General features: G+C 46.8%; 17 protein-coding genes. 12 read left to right on the top strand and 5 right to left on the bottom strand.

The genetic code is table 11. The annotated features are described in order from the left end of the window. Positions 1–227 precede the first annotated feature (227 nt). Positions 228–1340: a GGDEF domain-containing protein gene (locus ACDJ59_RS28175; protein ID WP_413406945.1), complete on the top strand. Its 1113-nt coding sequence runs from the start codon at positions 228–230 to the stop codon at positions 1338–1340. Positions 1341–1480: 140 nt separating this feature from the next. On the opposite strand, the gene ACDJ59_RS28170 is transcribed toward ACDJ59_RS28175, so the two are convergent. Then, positions 1481–2419 (bottom strand): aldo/keto reductase family protein, encoded by a 939-nt coding sequence (locus ACDJ59_RS28170; RefSeq protein ID WP_047840782.1) that lies wholly within the window; start codon positions 2417–2419, stop codon positions 1481–1483. Between the two features lie 163 nt (positions 2420–2582). Then, positions 2583–4220: a hybrid sensor histidine kinase/response regulator gene (locus ACDJ59_RS28165; protein WP_413406944.1), complete on the bottom strand. Its 1638-nt coding sequence runs from the start codon at positions 4218–4220 to the stop codon at positions 2583–2585. A 482-nt stretch (positions 4221–4702) separates the two neighbouring features. Between ACDJ59_RS28165 and ACDJ59_RS28160 the strand changes: the two genes are divergently transcribed. The 3 genes from ACDJ59_RS28160 (at position 4703) to ACDJ59_RS28150 (ending at position 8226) form a co-directional block, all read left to right on the top strand. Then, the gene (locus tag ACDJ59_RS28160; RefSeq protein WP_413406943.1) at positions 4703–6664 is read left to right on the top strand and encodes an anaerobic ribonucleoside triphosphate reductase; all 1962 of its coding nucleotides are present in this window, start codon (positions 4703–4705) and stop codon (positions 6662–6664) included. Further along, complete coding sequence (nrdG, locus tag ACDJ59_RS28155) at positions 6661–7170, top strand: anaerobic ribonucleoside-triphosphate reductase activating protein (RefSeq protein ID WP_413406942.1); 510 nt, start codon at positions 6661–6663, stop codon at positions 7168–7170. The genes ACDJ59_RS28160 and nrdG overlap by 4 nt, the downstream gene beginning before the upstream one ends. Positions 7171–7386: 216 nt before the next feature. Further along, positions 7387–8226, top strand: coding sequence for a methyl-accepting chemotaxis protein (locus tag ACDJ59_RS28150; RefSeq protein ID WP_036612816.1), 840 nt, complete (start codon positions 7387–7389; stop codon positions 8224–8226). 95 nt (positions 8227–8321) lie between these two features. Here the strand turns inward: ACDJ59_RS28150 and ACDJ59_RS28145 are convergent, their stop codons facing one another. Beyond that, positions 8322–11144 carry a glycoside hydrolase family 3 C-terminal domain-containing protein gene (locus ACDJ59_RS28145; RefSeq protein WP_413406941.1) on the bottom strand — a complete coding sequence of 941 codons (2823 nt, stop codon included), beginning with the start codon at positions 11142–11144 and terminating at the stop codon, positions 8322–8324. 369 nt (positions 11145–11513) lie between these two features. Between ACDJ59_RS28145 and ACDJ59_RS28140 the strand changes: the two genes are divergently transcribed. The 5 genes from ACDJ59_RS28140 to ACDJ59_RS28120 all read left to right on the top strand — a co-directional run bounded on the left by ACDJ59_RS28140 (position 11514) and on the right by ACDJ59_RS28120 (position 15963). Continuing rightward, positions 11514–13058: an FAD-dependent oxidoreductase gene (locus ACDJ59_RS28140; RefSeq protein ID WP_413406940.1), complete on the top strand. Its 1545-nt coding sequence runs from the start codon at positions 11514–11516 to the stop codon at positions 13056–13058. 295 nt (positions 13059–13353) lie between these two features. Beyond that, positions 13354–13683 carry a PadR family transcriptional regulator gene (locus ACDJ59_RS28135; RefSeq protein ID WP_315937462.1) on the top strand — a complete coding sequence of 110 codons (330 nt, stop codon included), beginning with the start codon at positions 13354–13356 and terminating at the stop codon, positions 13681–13683. Beyond that, complete coding sequence (locus ACDJ59_RS28130; protein ID WP_413406939.1) at positions 13676–14269, top strand: HAAS signaling domain-containing protein; 594 nt, start codon at positions 13676–13678, stop codon at positions 14267–14269. The genes ACDJ59_RS28135 and ACDJ59_RS28130 overlap by 8 nt, the downstream gene beginning before the upstream one ends. Then, positions 14266–15165: a DUF4097 family beta strand repeat-containing protein gene (locus tag ACDJ59_RS28125; protein ID WP_413406938.1), complete on the top strand. Its 900-nt coding sequence runs from the start codon at positions 14266–14268 to the stop codon at positions 15163–15165. Before ACDJ59_RS28130 ends, ACDJ59_RS28125 begins: the two co-directional genes overlap by 4 nt. A 78-nt stretch (positions 15166–15243) precedes the next feature. Further along, positions 15244–15963 (top strand): 3-ketoacyl-ACP reductase, encoded by a 720-nt coding sequence (locus tag ACDJ59_RS28120; protein WP_017691809.1) that lies wholly within the window; start codon positions 15244–15246, stop codon positions 15961–15963. Positions 15964–16255: 292 nt separating this feature from the next. On the opposite strand, the gene ACDJ59_RS28115 is transcribed toward ACDJ59_RS28120, so the two are convergent. Both ACDJ59_RS28115 and ACDJ59_RS28110 read right to left on the bottom strand, forming a co-directional pair. Beyond that, positions 16256–16795, bottom strand: a complete 540-nt coding sequence (locus ACDJ59_RS28115; protein WP_036667855.1) for a helix-turn-helix domain-containing protein — start codon at positions 16793–16795, stop codon at positions 16256–16258. A gap of 67 nt (positions 16796–16862) precedes the next feature. Beyond that, positions 16863–17372, bottom strand: a complete 510-nt coding sequence (locus tag ACDJ59_RS28110; RefSeq protein WP_413406937.1) for a glyoxalase superfamily protein — start codon at positions 17370–17372, stop codon at positions 16863–16865. A gap of 83 nt (positions 17373–17455) precedes the next feature. On the opposite strand from ACDJ59_RS28110, the gene ACDJ59_RS28105 reads away from it, so the two are divergent. From ACDJ59_RS28105 to ACDJ59_RS28095, 3 genes are all read left to right on the top strand, one after another. Continuing rightward, positions 17456–18130, top strand: coding sequence for an alpha/beta hydrolase (locus tag ACDJ59_RS28105; protein ID WP_413406936.1), 675 nt, complete (start codon positions 17456–17458; stop codon positions 18128–18130). Then, positions 18130–18900 carry a DODA-type extradiol aromatic ring-opening family dioxygenase gene (locus tag ACDJ59_RS28100; RefSeq protein ID WP_413406935.1) on the top strand — a complete coding sequence of 257 codons (771 nt, stop codon included), beginning with the start codon at positions 18130–18132 and terminating at the stop codon, positions 18898–18900. Before ACDJ59_RS28105 ends, ACDJ59_RS28100 begins: the two co-directional genes overlap by 1 nt. A 322-nt stretch (positions 18901–19222) precedes the next feature. Continuing rightward, on the top strand, positions 19223–19819 hold the full coding sequence (locus ACDJ59_RS28095) for an SMI1/KNR4 family protein (protein WP_413406934.1): 597 nt from the start codon (positions 19223–19225) through the stop codon (positions 19817–19819). Positions 19820–19858 lie beyond the last annotated feature (39 nt).

Here is a 19858-nt window from a genome sequence, read left to right as displayed (position 1 = left end):
CTGATACTTCTACTTATGATGGTCTTCCCAAAAAGAAGGAATACATTTTGATTTAGATTAAGTATAAATCTCATTGTATATTGAAGTCAATATCACTCTAACATCCTGTATATGCAAATAAAACATCTTTCCCAGCAATCCCCTCATAAATTTGGGATAATATGGTTCGCTACAGCACCACTTTTCAGATAAAATATAGAGATGTGCGTAAAAAGGGGGAATGTCGGTTGTTTAGCACTTTTTTCATTAATATCTGTGTCATGATTACATTTATGTATGTGTCCGGGATCATCGCAAAGTTCTATAGTATCCGATTGCCTTTTCCCTCGTTACGTGTTCAGTTGATCGGCGGCTTACTATTCGGTGTATATGGCACAGTACTCATGAACTATTCTTTCCCTCTGAACGAAACTACGATTGTAGATCTACGGCATCTGGCCATCGTTACCGCAGCGGTATATATGGGAGGATTGGCTTCGGTCGTTACGGGACTCATGATCTCGGTCCTTCGTATTCTGATGTTCGGCTTATCATCCTCTGCCATAGATGCAGGATTTGTCATGACTCTGATCGGACTGTCCGGTGTATACTTCGCCTATGCTCCCTGGTCCAGACTGACCAAAATAATTACAATGAATCTGCTTGGCATGACATTAATCTTTATCATCCTTATGTTGAACACGGACAGCATGAATTCATTAATGAAGATATATCCGTTACAAATGACCATTTCCTTTGCCGGTGGATTATTTATCTATTTCATCGCAGAATTCATTAATAAATCCAATGAAATGTTATTTCTATTGGAAAAAAGAGCTTCTACCGATCATCTTACCAACCTGAGCAATCGACGACAGTTCGAAAAATCACTTCAACTGGAACTCCAGCGTGCGCGGGATTATCAACAGAAGCTTTCCTTGCTTGCCATTGATATTGACCGATTCAAAAAGGTAAACGACACCTATGGTCATTCCGCTGGCGATGCGGTCCTGAAGCAACTTGGACAACTGCTTGTTGAGCATGCACGTTCTGCTGATATCGTGTCACGAAACGGTGGGGAAGAATTCGCCATTCTCTTGCTCGACTGTGGACACCGTCAGGCCGTGGCTACCGCCGAATCCATACGGCAGGCTGTAGAGAAATACCATTTTGCTCTGCCCGACGGGCACACGACACGTCTAACCATCTCCATTGGTGTAGCCGTGTATCCCGATCATTGTGATGATCATGACGATGACGACTTCTTCGAACAGGCCGATCGTGCTTTATATGAAGCCAAGAATACAGGGCGTAACCGTGTGTGTGCCTTAACTTTTCGTTCCTTGCCTCTTACACTTTAAGATAAGATCTAACCTTTCAATAAACTAACCTTTCAACGTTCTCCAAAAAAGGGATGTCTCGTTCGCCTATTCAGGCGTACAGGACATCCCTTTCTTTATAGATCATTACATATCATCTCAGCTTGTGTGCTGACAGGAGATCAAGCAAGTATGCTCTCAATCTCCTCAACAATGGCAGCATCCAGCTTCACGCCAGATGCAGCCGCGTTCTCTTTTACCTGCTCGGGACGACTCGCCCCTACAAGTGCACTGGATACATTGTTTTGGCGCAGAATCCAGGCCAGGGCCAGTTGCCCAACCTTCAGATCCAGCTTGTCCGCCACTTCAATCAGTTGACGAACTTTCCCGATACGATCCGCATTGATCTTTCCTTCGTCCCATCCTAGCTTGGCAGCACGGCTATTCTCTGGGATATCGGAAACGGACGTATATTTCCCGGTCAATAGACCTTGAGCAAGCGGGGAGTATACAACTTGTCCGATGCCTTTACGCTCGCCGAGCGGGATAATCTCATTTTCAATATAACGGTCAAACATGTTGTACACCGGCTGATTGACCACGATACGATCCAGGAGCAAACGGTCTGCTGTACCCAACGCAGCTTCCATCTGAGCCGCAGTCCATTGGCTGACGCCCACATATAACACTTTGCCTTGGCGTACCAGATCATCGAGCGCGCGGAGTGTTTCTTCAATTGGTGTTTCGGTATGATAACGATGGCAGTAATAGATATCCACATATTCAACGCCCAGGCGCTTCAAGCTGGCTTCACATTGCTCCTTGATGTGTTTGCGAGACAACCCCTGGTCATTCGGACCATCACCCATTTTGCCAAATACTTTGGTTGCAAGTACATAAGAGTCACGGGAATATGCTTTGAGCGTCTGCCCAAGCAGTTCTTCTGCTGCACCCCGTTCGTATACATTGGCAGTATCAAAAAAGTTAATGCCTTCATCAAATGCAGTTTCAATTGATTTCACCGCATTCTCACGTTCCACATACCCTCCGTACGTCAGCCAGCTTCCTAGGCTGATCTCGCTTACTTTCAGTCCGCTTCCACCTAATCTGCGATAATCCATTGATTGCATATCCTCCTCTGTTGGTTATAAAGATGAAGTTCACTTTCTATTGTAACGTAACCAGCTCGGAATAAAAGGGCTTTGGCTCAGAAAATGGAAAATGAAAAGAAGCGCACCTAAAGCAGGTGCACCAATTCATATATTCCTTCATCTGTCTGCTCGTTTAAGGTAGCGTAATACTCAATGCATTCAACAGATCAGCCTGTCTGACCGGCTTGGTCAGAACAGCATCAAAGGCTTCTGCTTCATGCAATTCAATGTGCATACCATAGGGAACCAGAACAATAACGGGCAGATCCTCCAGACGCTGTTTCAGTTCATGTACAAAATCAACGGCGCCGCCTTCCAGTAATCCCATATCCACCACGGCTACATCAGGCATGAATCCTTCCTTGATCCAATCATGCGCTAATGTCAGACCTGAGGTCATGTGTACATCCATCTCCCACCTGCGCATCAGGGAAGAGACGCCTTGCAAAATGTCAGGGTCCTTGGCAAGTAACACCTTTTTCCCTTTTAACCGCTGCTGAACACTTGCGAGTTGAGGTAACTCCCAGTATCTGCGCAACGGAAGGGAGATGTTGAATTCCGTCTCATTTTCCTTCACACTGCTCACCTGAATACGGCCATGCATGAGAATGGCAAGATTCTGGCTTACAGCTAAACCCAGATTGCTTCCAATCAGTTTTTGGATATTCAAATTTTCATCTTGGCTGTTAAAGGTTGGTGTCTTCTTGTCCGATAACATCTGACCCGTGTACTTCACCTTGAGCTGAAGTGTACCGGTCTCCTCCAATTCTTCTCCGTTCACCACTGCTGTGATCAGAACGGAACCTTCACGCGTTGAATCGAGAGCATACTGAATGACGTGTGCAAGCAACTGTCCAATCTTGACTTCATCACCAACAAACACTTGAGATACATTCAGTTCAAGATTTAATCCCAGCTCAATGTTCTTGCCCGTCGCAATCCCGGCATAGAGATACACGGTATTCTCAATGGTGCCTACCAGATCAAACGGATCATCATGTATAACCGTTTTACCTGCTTCATTAATGTTGAAATTCATCATATTATTCAGCAAGGAAAGCAGAATATTGCCGCTTGTCTCAATCATGTTCACATATTCGGACTGCTCCTCGGGCATATCTGGTGTGCGTATCAGATCTGTCAGTCCCAAAATACCGTTCAAAGGATTGCGAATCTCGTGACTCATTAGCTTCAACATCTGTGTTTTGGTCATAGCCTCAGATTCGGCACGTTCTTTCTCTGCCTGGAGCTGTTCTTGCATTTGTTCCGAATCACTCAGTTTCCGCTCCTGAACATGCAACGTGCTTTCCAGATCAACAACATAACCCAGGAATACAGCCATCGCCTTCAGTGTCTTCATATCGGTTTCGCTGATTACATAACCAGGATCATCCATCAGACAGATGGTACCAAATGTTTCGCCCGATCTTCTCATAATAGGCACGCCCACGAAAAAGCGATTGCCTAGTCCGCTCGTAACGCCCATGGATCGTGTCATCGGATGTTCACATGTATCCTCGATCGTAAGAACGCTACCGTTGTCTCTTAAAACCAGGCTGCAATATGAATCCGTAAATGGAAGTGCACTGCCTTTAACAACTAACTCTTCCGTACGATTAAAGGCCTCCAAAATGACATTGGTCACCCCGTCATTCGTGGCAACGAAGATGGTATTGACCTTCAATATACCACTTAATACGTCTACGATATGGGCCGCAGCTTCCTTTATATCTTCATAGAAACCTCTCGTAATGCCTTCTGCCGTCCCCATGATCCACCCCTTTTGTCTTAGCTGCACTTTCTAATCTGTATATCAGAATGTTTAATCACGTACAAGGGTTCATCAAAAATCCGAATAGCTGTCACAATCTATACTTATATGATTAACACCGTAGAAGTATAAGAGAATCATACTCCCTGCCTATTGCCCATTTGCGGACAAAAGCAGGTCTTAAACGGATGGTTTAACGACCGCGAATTCATTGCAACTCGCCTTTACAGCTTGATTAAAGTCCATCTTGTCCGACTTCGGATATTATACTTGCAGAATAACTAGAAATTATACGCTTCCGCTCAGACTTTGGGAACCTTTATCCGGAGCAATTAAAGGAAAGTCCAATCGGTCCAGTAAGCTGTGTGATCATTATCACACCCAAAAAACCACATATAGTTTATAAATGGATAAGACGAATCTACATATAGTATTTAACGTGAATTGAATGATAAACAAAATCATTTTAGGAGGAACCTTACATGAACATGCTTGAGTATGCCAACCCACCGGCATCCGATCTATTATCCGACCTGGGAAGACGAATTATTGGCGCAGAAGACGCCGATACGCTGAGGGAAAATGCGAATCTGAACGGGGATTCCTTCAGTGGTAAAATGAGCAGGCTCGGTTCGGAGACAGCCAAGTGGCATGCTCTGCGTCATGTGTTGCCGGAAGAGCTTGCCCAAGCTGTGGAGAACGGAGATCTGTATGTACACGATCTGGATCAGTATGCTCTTGGAACGACCAACTGTATCTTTATCCCGTTTGACCGTCTCCTTGCTGCGGGTTTCAATACAGGCAACGGATCGGTTCGCACACCTCAGACGATCATGTCTGCAATGGCCCTGGTTGCGATCATCTTCCAATCCCAGCAGAACAGTCAATATGGCGGTGTATCGGCCAATAAGATTGACTGGGATTTGGCCCCTTACGTACAGCGATCGTTCCGCAAACATTATCGCAAAGGGCAACGCCTTTTTGGTGAGCATACCCTGCTCGAGGATGAACAACTTCATCTGGACAGCATCGAAGCGAAGAATCAGTGCCCGCGCGCATATGCCTTCGCCTATGAAGAGACTGAACTGGAGACAGGACAAGCTGCTGAATCACTGATTCACAACCTGAATACGATGAGCAGCCGGGCAGGTGGTCAGATTCCATTTACTTCACTGAACTATGGATTATGTACTTCTGCGGAAGGACGGTTGGTATCACGCTCGTTGCTGGAAGCAACCATTCGTGGCCTGGGCAACGGGGAGACTCCCGTGTTCCCTCAACATATTTTCCAATGTAAACAGGGGATCAATCAGGCTCAAGGAGAGCCGAATTATGATCTGTTCCGGCTCGCAGTCACCTGTTCATCCCGGCGGATGTATCCTAACTTTGTCAATGTGGATGCCTCTTTCAATCTGCCTTTCTATCATCCGGAAGATCCGGATACGATCATCGCAACTATGGGATGCCGCACACGCACACTGGCTGACCGGTTTGGTCGCAATCGTCAAAGTGGTAAAGGTAATCTGTCCTTCAACACCATTAACCTCGTGAAGCTCGGCATCCGGTTTGGCATCTGCCAAGGTGCCAGAGCTGTCGCTGACCGGGCCGGATTCTATACTGCTTTGGAGTCGGTTATGCATAATGCCGCTTCCGGCCTGCTGCACCGCTACCGAATTCAGACAGCACAGCCTGCCAAGGCATCGGACTTTATGATGCGAGAGGGTGTATGGGAAGGTGGAGAACAGCTTGGCCCGAACGAGCCTGTTGCCGATCTATTAAAGCATGGAACATTATCTCTTGGTTTTATCGGTCTCGCGGAATGTATGACAGCTCTCTATGGGCGCCATCATGGGCAGGACCCTCATGTACACCGCGAAGCGCTCAACATTATTCGGACCATGAGAGAGTTCTGTGATCGGATGAGCGAGCAGCATAACTTGAATATCACCCTGTTTGCCACACCTGCTGAAGGGTTGTCCGGCAAATTCACGAAGATTGACAGAGAACGATACGGCCTCATTGCCGGGGTTAATGATCGTGAGTATTATACGAACTCATTCCATATCCCGGTATACCACACTCTTCCAGCTTATCGGAAGATTGAACTGGAGGCCCCATTCCACACTTTATGTAACGCGGGTGCGATCTCCTATGTGGAGCTTGACGGAAACGTTCGGGCCAACACCGCAGCTTTCCTGCGAATTGTACAGTATGCATTGGCACAGGATATTGGTTATTTCTCCATTAATCATCCGATTGATCGCTGCCCTGCATGTGGTTATGAAGGCGTCATCGGGGATGTATGCCCAAACTGTGAAGCCCACGAGAACCATGTACACTTCCAGCGGTTACGCCGCGTAACTGGCTATCTGACCGGAGATTACAAAGTACGCTTCAATGCTGCGAAGCAAGCCGAAGTGCGGGATCGGGTGAAACACCGGTGAATCTATATGGTTACATCCCGGAATCGGTGAATGAAGGGACAGGCCTGCGTGCTGTGTTGTTCATCAGCGGATGTCGTCACGCCTGTCCGGGCTGCTTCAGTCCAGATTCATGGAGCTTTCGAGCGGGTGAGCCCTTTACAGAGGAGCGGCAGCAGCAGATTCTGCATGAAGTGACGACCCATCCGTTGCTGGATGGGGTTACGTTGTGTGGTGGTGATCCCTTTTTCTCGGCAGCAGAATGTACGTCTTGGGTCCGACAGCTCCGCGCTGCACGTCCTGATCTGACGGTATGGGCCTACACGGGATTCGAATATGAAGAACTGATTACCGACCCTGCGAGAGCGGAGCTTGCCCGGTTGTGCGATGTGATTATTGACGGTCGATACGTTGAAGCGGAGCGTGATGTTTCCCTTCCCTTCCGCGGCAGCCGGAATCAGCGTTTGATTGATGTCAGTGCAACACTAGCCACTCGAACTATCGTTACAATGCAGCTCAGTATGCTGTAAACATTGGTTTTATTCCCCTCACCAACTAACAAGGCACGGGTCCCCAGCGGACTCGTGTCTTGTTGGCGTATAGCTGTCTGCTTTAAGAAATAGGTTTTATCCATTCTCTCTATTTTCTTCTCTATTGCATGACGATATATAATATAGGTAGTTATTAAGTTAGCATCTAAAATTTAACCGTTTACATAAGGTAACCAGGGAGGAATCATCTTTTATATGGATATTGTTCAAGCATTAATTACATGTATGCCTTTCTTTCGAGATACGATTCGTCAGGATGTAACCCTCTCCGTTATTGATCATGAGAAATTTCTATATTTCTCAGCAGGGGAATCGTTAAAGCAACTGAATTATCAACCCGGCGACCCTCTATTGGATGGAAATCGAAATTTTGCTGATCTCAACGGCGGTACAGTCAAACGATTCGATCACTACCCTAAAGATTTATTCGGTGTTCCTTTTGACGTGGCTTTTATTCCCATTAAAAATGAGAAAGGTGAAGTCATCGCCCTGTTTAACCTGCTCTACAGTATGGATGACCAGGACCAGCTGCAACAGCTCATGGATGCTACCGAAAATCTGACCAACCAGTTAATTGACAGTGTACAGCATGTAGCTGCACACTCCGAGGAACTCAGTGCCACAACCGAAGAGATCCGGAACAATTCCAAACAAGCCGTACAGAAATCAGGAAATGTAACTCAAGTCGCCAGCTTCATTCGTGAAATCTCCGAACAAACCAATCTGCTCGGCTTGAATGCAGCCATTGAAGCTGCTCGTGTAGGTGAAGCAGGTGCAGGTTTTGGCGTTGTTGCCAAAGAAATTCGCAAACTGTCTGTGGATACCAAAGAAGCGACGGCCCGTATTGAAGATTCTCTTCTCTCCGTTCGGCAATCCATTCAGGGCATGGAGAATGAACTTGGTGAGATCACTGCAAGCTCCCAAGAGCAGGCTGAACTCGTAAACAATTTCATGAGCACAATTGAGCAACTGAATGAAACCAACAAACAATTGAAGCAATTTGTGCAAAAAATGATTACGTTTGACGGAAAATAAAAATACGTTTAATGGACAATACAAGCACGGCTCATAGCAAACAACAAACAAAAGCCTCCGAATACATTCGGAGGCTTTTTCATGAGTTATTTGACTTAACGAATCTCGAAGTGACTGATGCGCACACCTGCAGACAACACAATGTATACATCCTGCGCACCTGATGCACCTGTGAGTTCCGCCTTCACGGTAGACCACTGCTGGGCTTCACCTTGTGCCAGTTCCACACGTCCTGCGAGCGTACCGTCTGGTGAACCGAGTCGAACTTCTAACACAGCGCCTGCTTGTTCTGCGGATACACGCGCTTCAATTGCTGCTGCCCCACTACCCAGATCAGCATCTTTGAAGACAATCCATCCTTGCTCTCCAATTACACGAACAGCACTTCCGCCCTCTTTGCTCTCATCCAGGTCAACACCCAGGTAAGCATCATAATTCTCGGCACGAGTAGCCACGCCCAGATTACGAGCAGGGATTGTCTCTCCTTCTACCGTCAGGTCTGCAACCAGCTGAACATCGGAGGAAGACTTGGCAACCATAATGGAGTAAGTTCCACTTTCCACGACATACCGATCACGAGTCACATCCCAGATCGCCAGTTCCTGAACAGGCAAGGTGAAGCTGACTTTCGCTGTAGCTCCCGCTTCGATATGAAGACGACGGAATCCTTTTAACGTTTTGAGTGGACGTTTTACCCGGGATTTGCCTGCACGAACGTACAACTGTACAACCTCGTCGCTGGCAATTGAACCGGTATTGGTTACATCTACAGTTACCGTAACGTTGCCCTCTGTACCCACTTGAGCTGGGCTAAGTTCCAAATCGCTGTATTTAAACGTTGCATACGTCAGACCATGTCCAAACGGATACAATACATTACCTTCAAAATATTGATATGTCCGACCGGATTGAATGATATCGTAATCCTTGATGTCGGTCAGTTGATCTGCTGATTGTACCCATGTCATGTTCAGACGGCCTGCTGGCGCATAGTCGCCATAGAGTACGTCTGCTACTGCGTTACCCAGTTCCTGTCCTGCGTGTGAAGTATACAATACCGCCGGAATGTTCTCCTGGACCCAGTTGGATGTGAACGGATAACTACCCACGATAACGACTACCGTGTTCGGGTTTGCGGCATAGACCGCCTCAACCAGACGTTGCTGGGATTCGGCGAGATCCAGACTTGGACGGTCAATCTCTTCTTTCCCGTTTACAAGCGGATTATTACCAACAAAAACAATCGCCGTTTCCGCAGCCTTAGCCGCTGCTACCGCTTCCTCCAGTCCATTCACAACTACATCCTGCTTGAATGTCTCTGTGGCACCGAAGGTTTTCAGTTCTTCGGACACCGCGAATGCATCGTTTCCACCATTAGGTGCAGTCACCGTTTTGCCATTCCATGTGGTCAGACCTACACTCCCGTCCTGTTGTGGCAACAGGTGGAATACTTCTTTCACGAACCAGCCGTACACCTCATCTGCAGAAGCCGTTACGGTCTCTTCATCTGTGGTCAGATATTTGCCGTTGCTTTCCGCCTGCAAGGTATAACTTCCGAAGCCCCAGTCGGAAACCATGAACGTCTCTGCTTCTCCCGAAGCAATAACAGGTGATTTCTCACCTTCTGCCAGTCCAATTTTCTTCCCATTGGCTACGGAAGTTAACGTAATACGATCATTACCATCCTTGAACGCCACTTTGTCGCTGCCTACTTTGCCACGGATCGCCTCAAGTGGGGATACGTTATACGGCATGGTGCCTGCATACCAGTCACGATAGACGGTTCCGCCCAATTGACCAATCACAGCCACTTTACCAGCTTTTGTTTTGTCCAGCGGGAGCGTGCCTTTGTCGTTTTTGAGCAATACCACTTGTTCTCTTGCGGCTCTGAGCGACAGTTCTTTTGCTTTCTCGGTCATCATGGACTCTTCACCAATAGCAGCGTACGGGTTGCCTTCTTCCGGATCGAACTCGCCTAGACGGAAACGCACACGGAATGTATTGAACAACGCCTTATCGATGTCATCCATCGTGAGTGTACCTTCTTCCAATCCTTCACGCAGTGCCTGTTTGGACAGTTCAGCATCATCGGTGATACTATCAATTCCTGCCTTCACAGATTCTACGGTACCTGGTGTGTGGGAATCATAGTATTTATGATCGTTCTTGATGCCCATTACGTCGCCTGCATCACTGACAATGAAGCCATCCATGGCCCATTCGCCTTTGATAATCTCGTTCACAAATGGATGCAACAAAGCTGGTGTACCATTAATGGAGTTGTACGCCGTCATCATGGACTGTGCGCCGCCTTCCTTAAATGGCTTCTCGAACGCCTTCAGATAATATTCACGCATATTGCGCGGATCAATACTGGACGAACCACTTCCGCGATCCACTTCGTTATTATTGGCAAGGAAATGCTTCAAGGTAGCGACCGCTTTGTAATACTTTGGATGGTCGCCCTGAATTCCTTTGACCAATGCTGTTGTCAGCTCGGCTGTCAGTTCCGGATCTTCACCATACGCCTCTTCATTCCGTCCCCAGCGCGGGTCACGTTCCATATCCACTGTAGGTGCCCACAGCGTAAGGCCGTTCACTGCCGGATTTCGTTTGTAAAATACACGTGCCTCGTCTCCAATTACGGAGCCGATCTCCTTCATCAGATCCGCATCCCATGTACATGCCAGCCCTACCGGCTGCGGGAAAGATGTTGCTTCTCCAAGCCAGGCCAAGCCGTGGGCAGCTTCTGTACCATGTTTGTATGCAGGCACACCCAGGCGGTCTACTGCCGGCTGATATTGCAGCATGGATTCAATTTTTTCATCTTCCGTCAGGCGGGATACAAGGTCCTTCACACGGGTGTCTAACTCTAGTGCTGTATCTTGAAACGGATATTTCGTTTGGTTGGTCGTCATATAGAATCTCCTTTGGTTATCGGTAGTTAATTAAAATGATAGCGAATACATATCTCAAGAAAAAACGAGGGTTAATTCGGATAAAATCTTACTTCCGATGGATCAATTAATCCTTTTATAATCAACGTTTACAGGTGTAAAACTTGACCTTCTTTCCAAAACCTAAAACGGTTTCGGTAATCCTATCATATAGCATGTTTAACAAAAAAAACAGAGGTTCTGCGCAGGAAATTGTGAACATCCCCTCTGCAAAATCTGAACAACACCGTTTTTTCCTGGCATAGTCTGGCAATCATGAATAAGAGTACAACGATGTGCGCTGAACAACATCCCATTCGATAGATTGAAGATAATCAAGGAGGAAAAAAAATGAGCGACAATCAGCAGCCCAAGACGGGTCTGCCCCCGGTCCCCGAATCGCTGTGGCGTGCTACGCATGAATTCGATGCCTATCCAAAACTGACAGAAGATATTACCGCTGATGTGGCCATTATCGGTGCAGGTATTGCCGGCATTACTACAGCCTATTTGCTGGCGCAGACGGGTATGCGTGTGGTCGTGCTGGAGGCTGGAAAAGTGTTGGATGGCACAACCGGTCATACCACTGCCAAGGTATCTGCACAGCACGGTGTCATATTTGATGAAATTATGCATCACTTCGGACAAGAACAGGCTCGGATGTACTATGAAGGCAATGCCGATGCCGCGAAGTGGATGCGCAATCTGGTGAAGGAAAAACAGATTGATTGCCAGTGGGCAGAGGAAGATGCCTACGTCTACATTCAATCAGAGGAAAACATTAAAAAACTGGAGATCGAGCTGACCGCCTATGGCAAACTCAATATCCCTGGTGAGTGGGTAGACCCACTCCCTATTCCAGTTCCCGCAAGGGCAGGCATTCGCATGCCGGGTCAGGCACGTTTTGATCCGCTGGCCTACCTGCACTACTTGCTCGATTCCGCTGTGAAACAAGGGGTGCGTATCTATGAGCACACCACCGTAACTGATGTGGAGGAGGATGCTTCACTACATGTCAGAACTTATGGAGATGGCCCATCCGTAACAGCGGAACATATTGTCGTGGCTTCTCATTTTCCCGTCTATGATCCCGGATTTTATTTCACACGATTACACGCCGAACGATCCTACGCTGTATTAGTCGAACCGGAGAAAGCCTATGCGGGTGGCATGTACATCTCGGACGATAAACCGTACCGCTCCTTGCGTACCGTCTTACATGATGGTAAGGAACTTATCCTCTTTGGCGGTGAGAATCACAAAACTGGACAAGGCATCTGTACCTTTGGTCATTATGAACGCCTAGAGCAGTTCGCAGCGGAGACATTTGGCATTCGCAACATTCCTTTTCGCTGGTCAGCCCAGGATCTGATCTCCATCGACAAGGTGCCTTACATCGGACCGATTACCGGAAGACATGAACGAGTCTATGTGGCGACCGGGTTTGCCAAATGGGGAATGACAACTGGCACGATGGCAGGACACCTTCTTGCAGATCGCATCACTGGACGTGACAACCCTCATGCTGCCATATTCGATCCGGCAAGATTCAAGGCCGATCCTGGTATGAAACACTTTATTGTGGAAAATGTGAATGTAGCAAAGGAATTAATCTCCGGTAAAGTAGGCATTGTGCACAAAAAGGTTAGCGATATTGGTGAAGACGAAGGAGCCGTCGTTCGTCATAATGGTAAACGTGCTGGCGCCTACAAGGACACCAGTGGCAAGCTGTTTCTGGTGGATACCACCTGCACCCATCTGGGTTGCGAAGTCGAATGGAACGAGGGGGAACGTTCGTGGGATTGCCCATGCCATGGTTCCCGCTTCGATTATGCAGGCCATGTCATTGAGGGCCCTGCTGTGGAAGACCTTAAATTCCTGGATGCACAAGAATAACCGACATTTAGCGATTAACCTGTAACCAAAGAAACAAAAGTTCATCTCACAGACCGGATCGGAATCCGCCTCCAGACGGAAGTAACCGATCCGGTTTTTGCGTATGCTGAATTATAGCTAAACAGACAGCTTCAGCTAAGCATCAGTATTAAACGAACTTATTATCGATCAATCGTGATACGGAACTATTTTAAAGTCACTACCTTGCATTAAACAGTACTGGATGCTATGATGAATTCACCACTACTGAACAATATACACTAGCGATAAATGAAGCTACTAAGGAGGAACCTGTGTGAATGTGAACATCCAGTTCAAAAAAGGAGTATTAGAGCTGTGCGTCCTGGTATTAATTAACCGCCAGGATCGGTATGGCTACGAACTGGCTCAGGCGGTCTCCAAACATATCGAAGTTGCTGAAGGTGCACTGTATCCCTTGCTTCGCCGGCTTGTGAATGACGGTTACTGCACCACCTATCTTCAAGAATCAAGCGAAGGACCGCCGCGCAAGTATTACCGACTGTCCGATACAGGTCGCGACTACATGACGGCACTGACGACAGAGTGGAATGATTTTGTGCGTAATGTCGCAAATCTGATTGAGGAAGGAACTCATAATGAATAGACAACAATTTATGCAGGCCATGGAAATTCATCTACGGCCGATGGAACCGCAGGAACGGGCTGAATTGCTCGCAGATTATGATCAACATTTCGAGCTTGGGCTCAGAGAAGGCAAACTGGAAGAAGAGATCGCTCGGGAGCTGGGACAGCCGGAAGAGATCGCCAAGGAAGCACTTGGTGATCGTTATGACATTCATACGCCGGGTTCAGACGCGTTCTATGCACCGACGTATCGCGAGATGCGATCCCCCAGAAACAGCACCAGAGCCACTCGCAACTTTTTCACAGCCATCGGCCTGTTATTCCTGAATCTGATGCTTGGCATTCCAATCGGTCTCACGCTATGGTCAGTATGGCTTACGCTAGCCAGCCTGTCCTTACTGGTATTGGCTCCTGTGGCAGCAGTTGTGGACTTTGTATTCCTGGGCCAACTCGATAAACCGGAAATTTTCGTTGCAATTGGTGCATTCGGTGTCGGCATTTGTTTTGCCATCGCATCGAAGTATGTTTTCAGAGCCTTCAAAAACATTACTCTTCAATACATTCAATGGAATAAAAATATGATGAAAGGAGATGTTTCCGCATGAGTACCAAGAAATGGCTTGCGCTCGCCGTGATATGTATTGGAATCGGTTTGCTTGGAACATCGATCTATGGGGTTCAGTTCGGAGATGAGCGGGAGAATTACTCCAAACGGTGGGATTTCAAAGAGGATGAATTGCAGAACATTATTATGAATGCTAATTTCAGTGCGGATATTGAATTTGTAGTAAGCCCGGATTCGAACGGTTACATCGAAGTGGATGGCAAATGGGATCCTGCCATAGTCAAAAGCTTCGAACAAGCTACCTTATCCAACGGCACATTCCAACTATCTCAGACAGAACGTGAACGATTGCAGTTATTCACCCTGTACTGGAATGATCGAGATTCCACAATAACTGTGGCTCTGCCCGAAGGACACCAATTAAATGAGGTTAAGCTGGATTCTTCTTCAAGTGACTGGGATCTGACAGGTCTGAGTGCCAAGCAGCTTGAGCTGAATAACACCTCAGGTTCCATTCGTCTGGAAAACATCAAGGTACCTAATATTGAGTTGGCTCTAACATCGGGTGACATTACCGCTTCCATGATTGATGGAGACATGACCGTGAAACAGACTTCGGGAAGTCTCACTGCTGATCAGGTTGTAGGTCATGTAAACAGTGAGATCGAATCAGGTGATATTGAGATCACTGAATTAAACGGCGCAGCCGATGTTCAATTCACTTCGGGAAGCATCCATATTGAGCAGTCCCATTCTGCCCCGATTAATGCATCCGGAACATCAGGAGATATATTCATTCAAGCGGCACCTGATTTTGACGGAATCTATGACGCTAAAGCTACTTCTGGAAGTGTAGATGTACCTGAATCCCCAATGGTAAGCCGGGAATTAATCAAAGCTCGTACCTCTTCTGGCAGCATCGAGATTACCAAATAGTGATGAAGCCAATTTCCGAACTGTGGGTAATAATAGTATAATTGAATGCTAGTCCATTTCTAAGGAGGAATTACCCACATGGAACTTAAAAATAAAACAGCGATCATCACAGGTGCCGGAAAAGGTATCGGCCGTGCCATCGCTGAAGCACTTGCCAAAGAAGGTGTACACCTCGGGCTTATCGCACGTACCGCTTCCGATCTTCAGGCTCTGCAACAGTCTCTGAGTCAAGAATACGGTGTGAAAGTAACCAGTGCTGTAGCAGATATCTCGGATCGCACGCAGGCAGAAGCCGCTGTAGCAGCCATCGAGATGGAACTCGGTGCGGTGGATATCCTTATCAATAATGCGGGGATCGGAAAGTTCGGGACGTTCATGGAGATGGAGCCGGAAGAGTGGGAGCGCATCCTGCATGTTAACGTTATGGGTACATATTACGTTACACGCGCTGTCCTTCCGAGCATGATCAAGGAAAGTAGCGGCAGCATTATCAATATTGCTTCCACTGCAGGTGAGCGCGGATTCGCTACAGGTTCGGCATACTGTGCGTCCAAGTTTGCACTACTCGGCATGACCGAATCTCTGATGCAGGAAGTGCGCAAGTCCAACATTCGTGTAACGGCACTGACTCCAAGCACCGTTAATACGGAGCTTGCGACCAATGCCGGACTGAAAATTGGCGACGAAGATCGCATGATGCAAGCGGAAGATGTAGCTGAACTTGCACTCGCAACGCTTAAGCTGTCCGACCGTGTCTTTGTCAAAGCAGCAGGCATCTGGACGACTAATCCACAATAGACAGTGTGCTTCTGATCTTTCTAACGAATCTCTCGCACCTTGTTGTACTCTTTTGCAGGAAAAAAGAAACGTAATGAATCACTGCGAGGTTATTTCTCCAGAAGTCTGTGGAATGTAGCCAAATTACACTCACAGCAGTGAAATAAAGCGTCTGAGATTCGTTACATCTCGATATCTGCTTAGAATCATCTAATAGGGTTCGCTCAGTTCGTTAGAAATATAAAAGGACGTTTCCCATTGTACATGTATGCAGGTTCACATGTTCATGACTTGGGAGCGTCCTTTTTGTATTTTACAAATGATCCAGACCCAATTCTTTGGACACCGCAATGAGCACCACCGCAGGCTCCTCTCCGATATTGGTCACTTCATGGGGCACGATCGCATTCCAGGTAAACGAATCACCCACTTCAAGAACTTCCACATCTTCGCATTGCTCCGCACGAATCTTACCCTGCAACACCAGATGGCTCTCCTCCCCAGCATGTTTGCTAATCCCTGTCGAAGCACCTGGCGGTAACTCCACAATGGACATACGCATCGCACCTTTGGCTGTAAGCTGCTGCACTTTGATCTGTCCGCTTCCTGCTGTCGTCTCCTTACGCTCGTTCTTGCGTACCACGTTCATCCGTTGCTCTGGTGTCAGCAGCAAATAGGGAAGTGGCACTTCCAGATAATCCGCAATACTTTCAAGCGTAGCAATGGAAGGTGACGTTTTGTTATTTTCCACGTTGCTGATAAAACCTTTGGACAAACCGGTTCCCTCACACATCTGCATGATTGTAATCTGTTTCTGTTTGCGGATCGTACGAATAGCCAAGCCAATATCCATATTGCGTCCCTCCCCTTCTATTGATCTATATAAGACACCCGACGTAAGTTTAGCTACTTCAGGTTGTCTATTCGGCGCTTGCCTCAACAAATATAATCCGATTACCAAACGGATCTGTCACGGTCATTTCTCTTGATTGCCAAGGGGTCTCCTCTATACCGGGTCTCGCATTTTTGTACTCTTTCTGACGAAGTGCACCATGAAATGTATCCAAGTTATCTGTTTCCACGCGCAAGGCAGCTCCCGGTGTACAATCTCCATGATGTTCGGACAGATGAATCACGATGGAATCGAGTGAAATCTGCATATATAAGGGCATATCTTGCTCAAATCGATGTTCCCAATCCAATTGGAAACCGAGGTATCCAAGGTAGAACTCTCTAGCTTTATTTTCATCAAATATCTCAAAATAGGCACGATACTTTTTAACATCCTGATCACGTCCTCGGGAATAAGATATGAACCATGCGCAGCGGCATTTATTGTAGAACCATTCAAGATTTTTTATAAACAACTTATATTCATCATACAAAAAAAATATTGACCCTACAATGAAACCATGATAAATTTTGTTCATAAATAAGAATATTTATTTCATATTAGTGAACTTTATTGTCTGAGCTATATATCTAACTCAATCCTCATCAGGTGGTGTTTTCAATGAATTCTCCTTATATACATGAAGTCCGATTACCGTCTCATTACAATCCAGATCAACGTTATCCCGTAATTTTCGCCTTACATGGCATGGGATCAGATGAGCAAGATATGCTTCGTTTGATGGAGCCTATGCAGTCTGATTTTATTATTGTTGCCATCCGTGGGCCTATCGTTCAGGGTAGTGGTTATGCTTATTTTCAGATTAAAAGCATTGGCAACCCCATCCGTGAATTATATGATGCCTCCGTGTTGGGACTGCAACAGTTGGTTGTTGATCTGTCCGCCAAATATGCTATTGATCCCACGCGGCGTTATATCGCCGGATTCAGCCAGGGCGCCATTATGGCAATGACCCTATCGCTGATCATGGGAGATGCCATTAAAGGCATAGTAGCGATGAGTGGGTACATCCCGCAATTTGTGAAAGACGAGTACAAGCTGCAACCCAATTCGGAGCTATCTGTGTTCATCTCACATGGAGATCAGGATCATCTATTCCCGCTGCAACTGGGGGAAGATAACGCCAATTTCTTCCGTCAACACACGAATCACGTCACATATGTACCTTACAACGGTGGACACCAGATGACCCCCGATCTATATCAACAATTCCAACACTGGCTTCGGACGGATGCAAATCTGACTACCGAAGACCCGAAAGGACTGAATTCATAATGATGCCATCTCTGTTTATTGCTCACGGTGCCCCGTCACTTGCACTGGAGGAGAATGTGTACACTGAATTTCTGCAAAAACTAGGACAGGAACTGCCAAAACCCAAAACAATTGTATTGTTCTCTGCTCATTGGGAATCCACCACTCAGCTTGTATCCTCGGTACCCAATTACGAAACCATCTATGATTTCGGCGGTTTCCAGCCCGAGCTGTACCAGATCAAGTATCCGGCTCAAGGACAGGCAGAGACTACAGCCGAGGTGGAGCGTTTATTTGCAGAAGCAGGGATTCCGGTACAGACAGATGACGTCCGTGGCCTGGATCATGGCGCTTGGGTTGTTCTACGCCTGCTCTACCCAGATGCGGATATTCCCGTAATTGCCTTGTCCGTGAATCGCTATCTGACAGGTGAGCAGCAATATCAGGTCGGACAAGCGCTAGCTTCCTTGCGTGAGCAAGACATTCTTGTCATTGGCAGCGGAGGAACCGTCCACAATCTACGTCGATTGAACTGGGAAAGTGACGGCGTTGACCCGTGGGCATCGGAGTTCGACAACTGGCTGCATGACAAGCTGGTGAGCTGGGATACGGAGTCTCTCTTCTCCTATGATAAACTGGCACCTTCAGCTCAAGCCGCCGTGCCTACGCCGGAGCATTTTGTACCGCTGTTACTCGCCATGGGTGCGGGAGATCAGAACAAACAGGCATCGCTCCTGTTCAAAGCCTACCAATATGGTAACCTGAGCTTGTCCTGCTGGAAGTTTGAATAAGAGGACTATATAAAAGATTAGTTTCATTTATAAAGTAGATAAAAAATGTAGCGTGGGTTACAGGGATCATTCCTGTTGCCTACGCTTTATTTGTTGTTAGGAGCGACTTTTATCAAGGTGAGATGTCATTTGGGACAGAGCAAAGTGTGCTGATTATGCAACAACAACCTTTGAATAATGAGACCATTGTAGTATGTAAGCAAGGACTCCGGTTTCTTGTGTGCTTTTCCGGATTATAACTATAATATGATGTGAAATCAGGCGAAGTTTGCTAGGACATCACTCACCATATTATCTGAATAGCTCATACGGAGGGAATTGGATGCCAGAACAGCGTATATATGAATTGATGGAAGAACTGGATATGTTGCTGGAGGAGAAGGTACAGGATGAGGAAAACCAGGAGCTCTTGGAGGCATATCGCGAGTTTGAAGGCGTGACGGATGAGCAGCTTGACGCATTCGAGCGTGAACAAGGTATTCGATTACCTGCTGATTTTCGTGCGTTTTATAAACGTAAAAATGGGAGTGGTTATGGCTTTCACGTCTTGTACCCAAGCCTTGAGGAAAGACGGGAATCCGAGCCATTTTACCTATTATCCCTGGAAAAAATTCAAAAGGAGCAGTCCACGCTGGTGGAGAACCGCATGGATGATTATTTTACCGAAGAAGAGATCCGTGAGCTTGATCCCCGAATCAAACCCTACCTTTTTCAAAAGAAATGGATCACGTTTGGCATGCTTGGAGGTGGCTCACTGTATCTAATGTTCGACTTTGATCCGACAGAGCAAGGAACGGTTGGACAGATTATTATGTACGTGCATGACCCGGATTTTGTATATTATGTCGCTGGGACGTTTACGGAACTGTTGGAACAGTCCAACCGGAATTTACGTGAATTAGAGGCCATTGAGTACTGAGATGCACATGATGATATGACCTTTTTTGCATAATGATGG

It is taken from the genome of Paenibacillus amylolyticus, assembly GCF_047302515.1.
GTDB classification, from domain to species: domain Bacteria; phylum Bacillota; class Bacilli; order Paenibacillales; family Paenibacillaceae; genus Paenibacillus; species Paenibacillus amylolyticus_G.
This window is presented reverse-complemented; position numbering and strand designations above follow the sequence as displayed.

Coding starts and splice junctions, on each gene's coding strand:
- ACDJ59_RS28145 (WP_413406941.1), bottom strand. CDS start 11,144: ATGACGACCAACCAAACGAAATATCCGTTTCAAGATACAGCACTAGAG.
- ACDJ59_RS28130 (WP_413406939.1), top strand. CDS start 13,676: ATGAATAGACAACAATTTATGCAGGCCATGGAAATTCATCTACGGCCG.
- ACDJ59_RS28105 (WP_413406936.1), top strand. CDS start 17,456: ATGAATTCTCCTTATATACATGAAGTCCGATTACCGTCTCATTACAAT.
- ACDJ59_RS28110 (WP_413406937.1), bottom strand. CDS start 17,372: ATGAACAAAATTTATCATGGTTTCATTGTAGGGTCAATATTTTTTTTG.
- ACDJ59_RS28100 (WP_413406935.1), top strand. CDS start 18,130: ATGATGCCATCTCTGTTTATTGCTCACGGTGCCCCGTCACTTGCACTG.
- ACDJ59_RS28125 (WP_413406938.1), top strand. CDS start 14,266: ATGAGTACCAAGAAATGGCTTGCGCTCGCCGTGATATGTATTGGAATC.
- ACDJ59_RS28120 (WP_017691809.1), top strand. CDS start 15,244: ATGGAACTTAAAAATAAAACAGCGATCATCACAGGTGCCGGAAAAGGT.
- ACDJ59_RS28170 (WP_047840782.1), bottom strand. CDS start 2,419: ATGGATTATCGCAGATTAGGTGGAAGCGGACTGAAAGTAAGCGAGATC.
- ACDJ59_RS28115 (WP_036667855.1), bottom strand. CDS start 16,795: ATGGATATTGGCTTGGCTATTCGTACGATCCGCAAACAGAAACAGATT.
- ACDJ59_RS28150 (WP_036612816.1), top strand. CDS start 7,387: ATGGATATTGTTCAAGCATTAATTACATGTATGCCTTTCTTTCGAGAT.
- ACDJ59_RS28160 (WP_413406943.1), top strand. CDS start 4,703: ATGAACATGCTTGAGTATGCCAACCCACCGGCATCCGATCTATTATCC.
- ACDJ59_RS28165 (WP_413406944.1), bottom strand. CDS start 4,220: ATGGGGACGGCAGAAGGCATTACGAGAGGTTTCTATGAAGATATAAAG.
- ACDJ59_RS28095 (WP_413406934.1), top strand. CDS start 19,223: ATGCCAGAACAGCGTATATATGAATTGATGGAAGAACTGGATATGTTG.
- ACDJ59_RS28140 (WP_413406940.1), top strand. CDS start 11,514: ATGAGCGACAATCAGCAGCCCAAGACGGGTCTGCCCCCGGTCCCCGAA.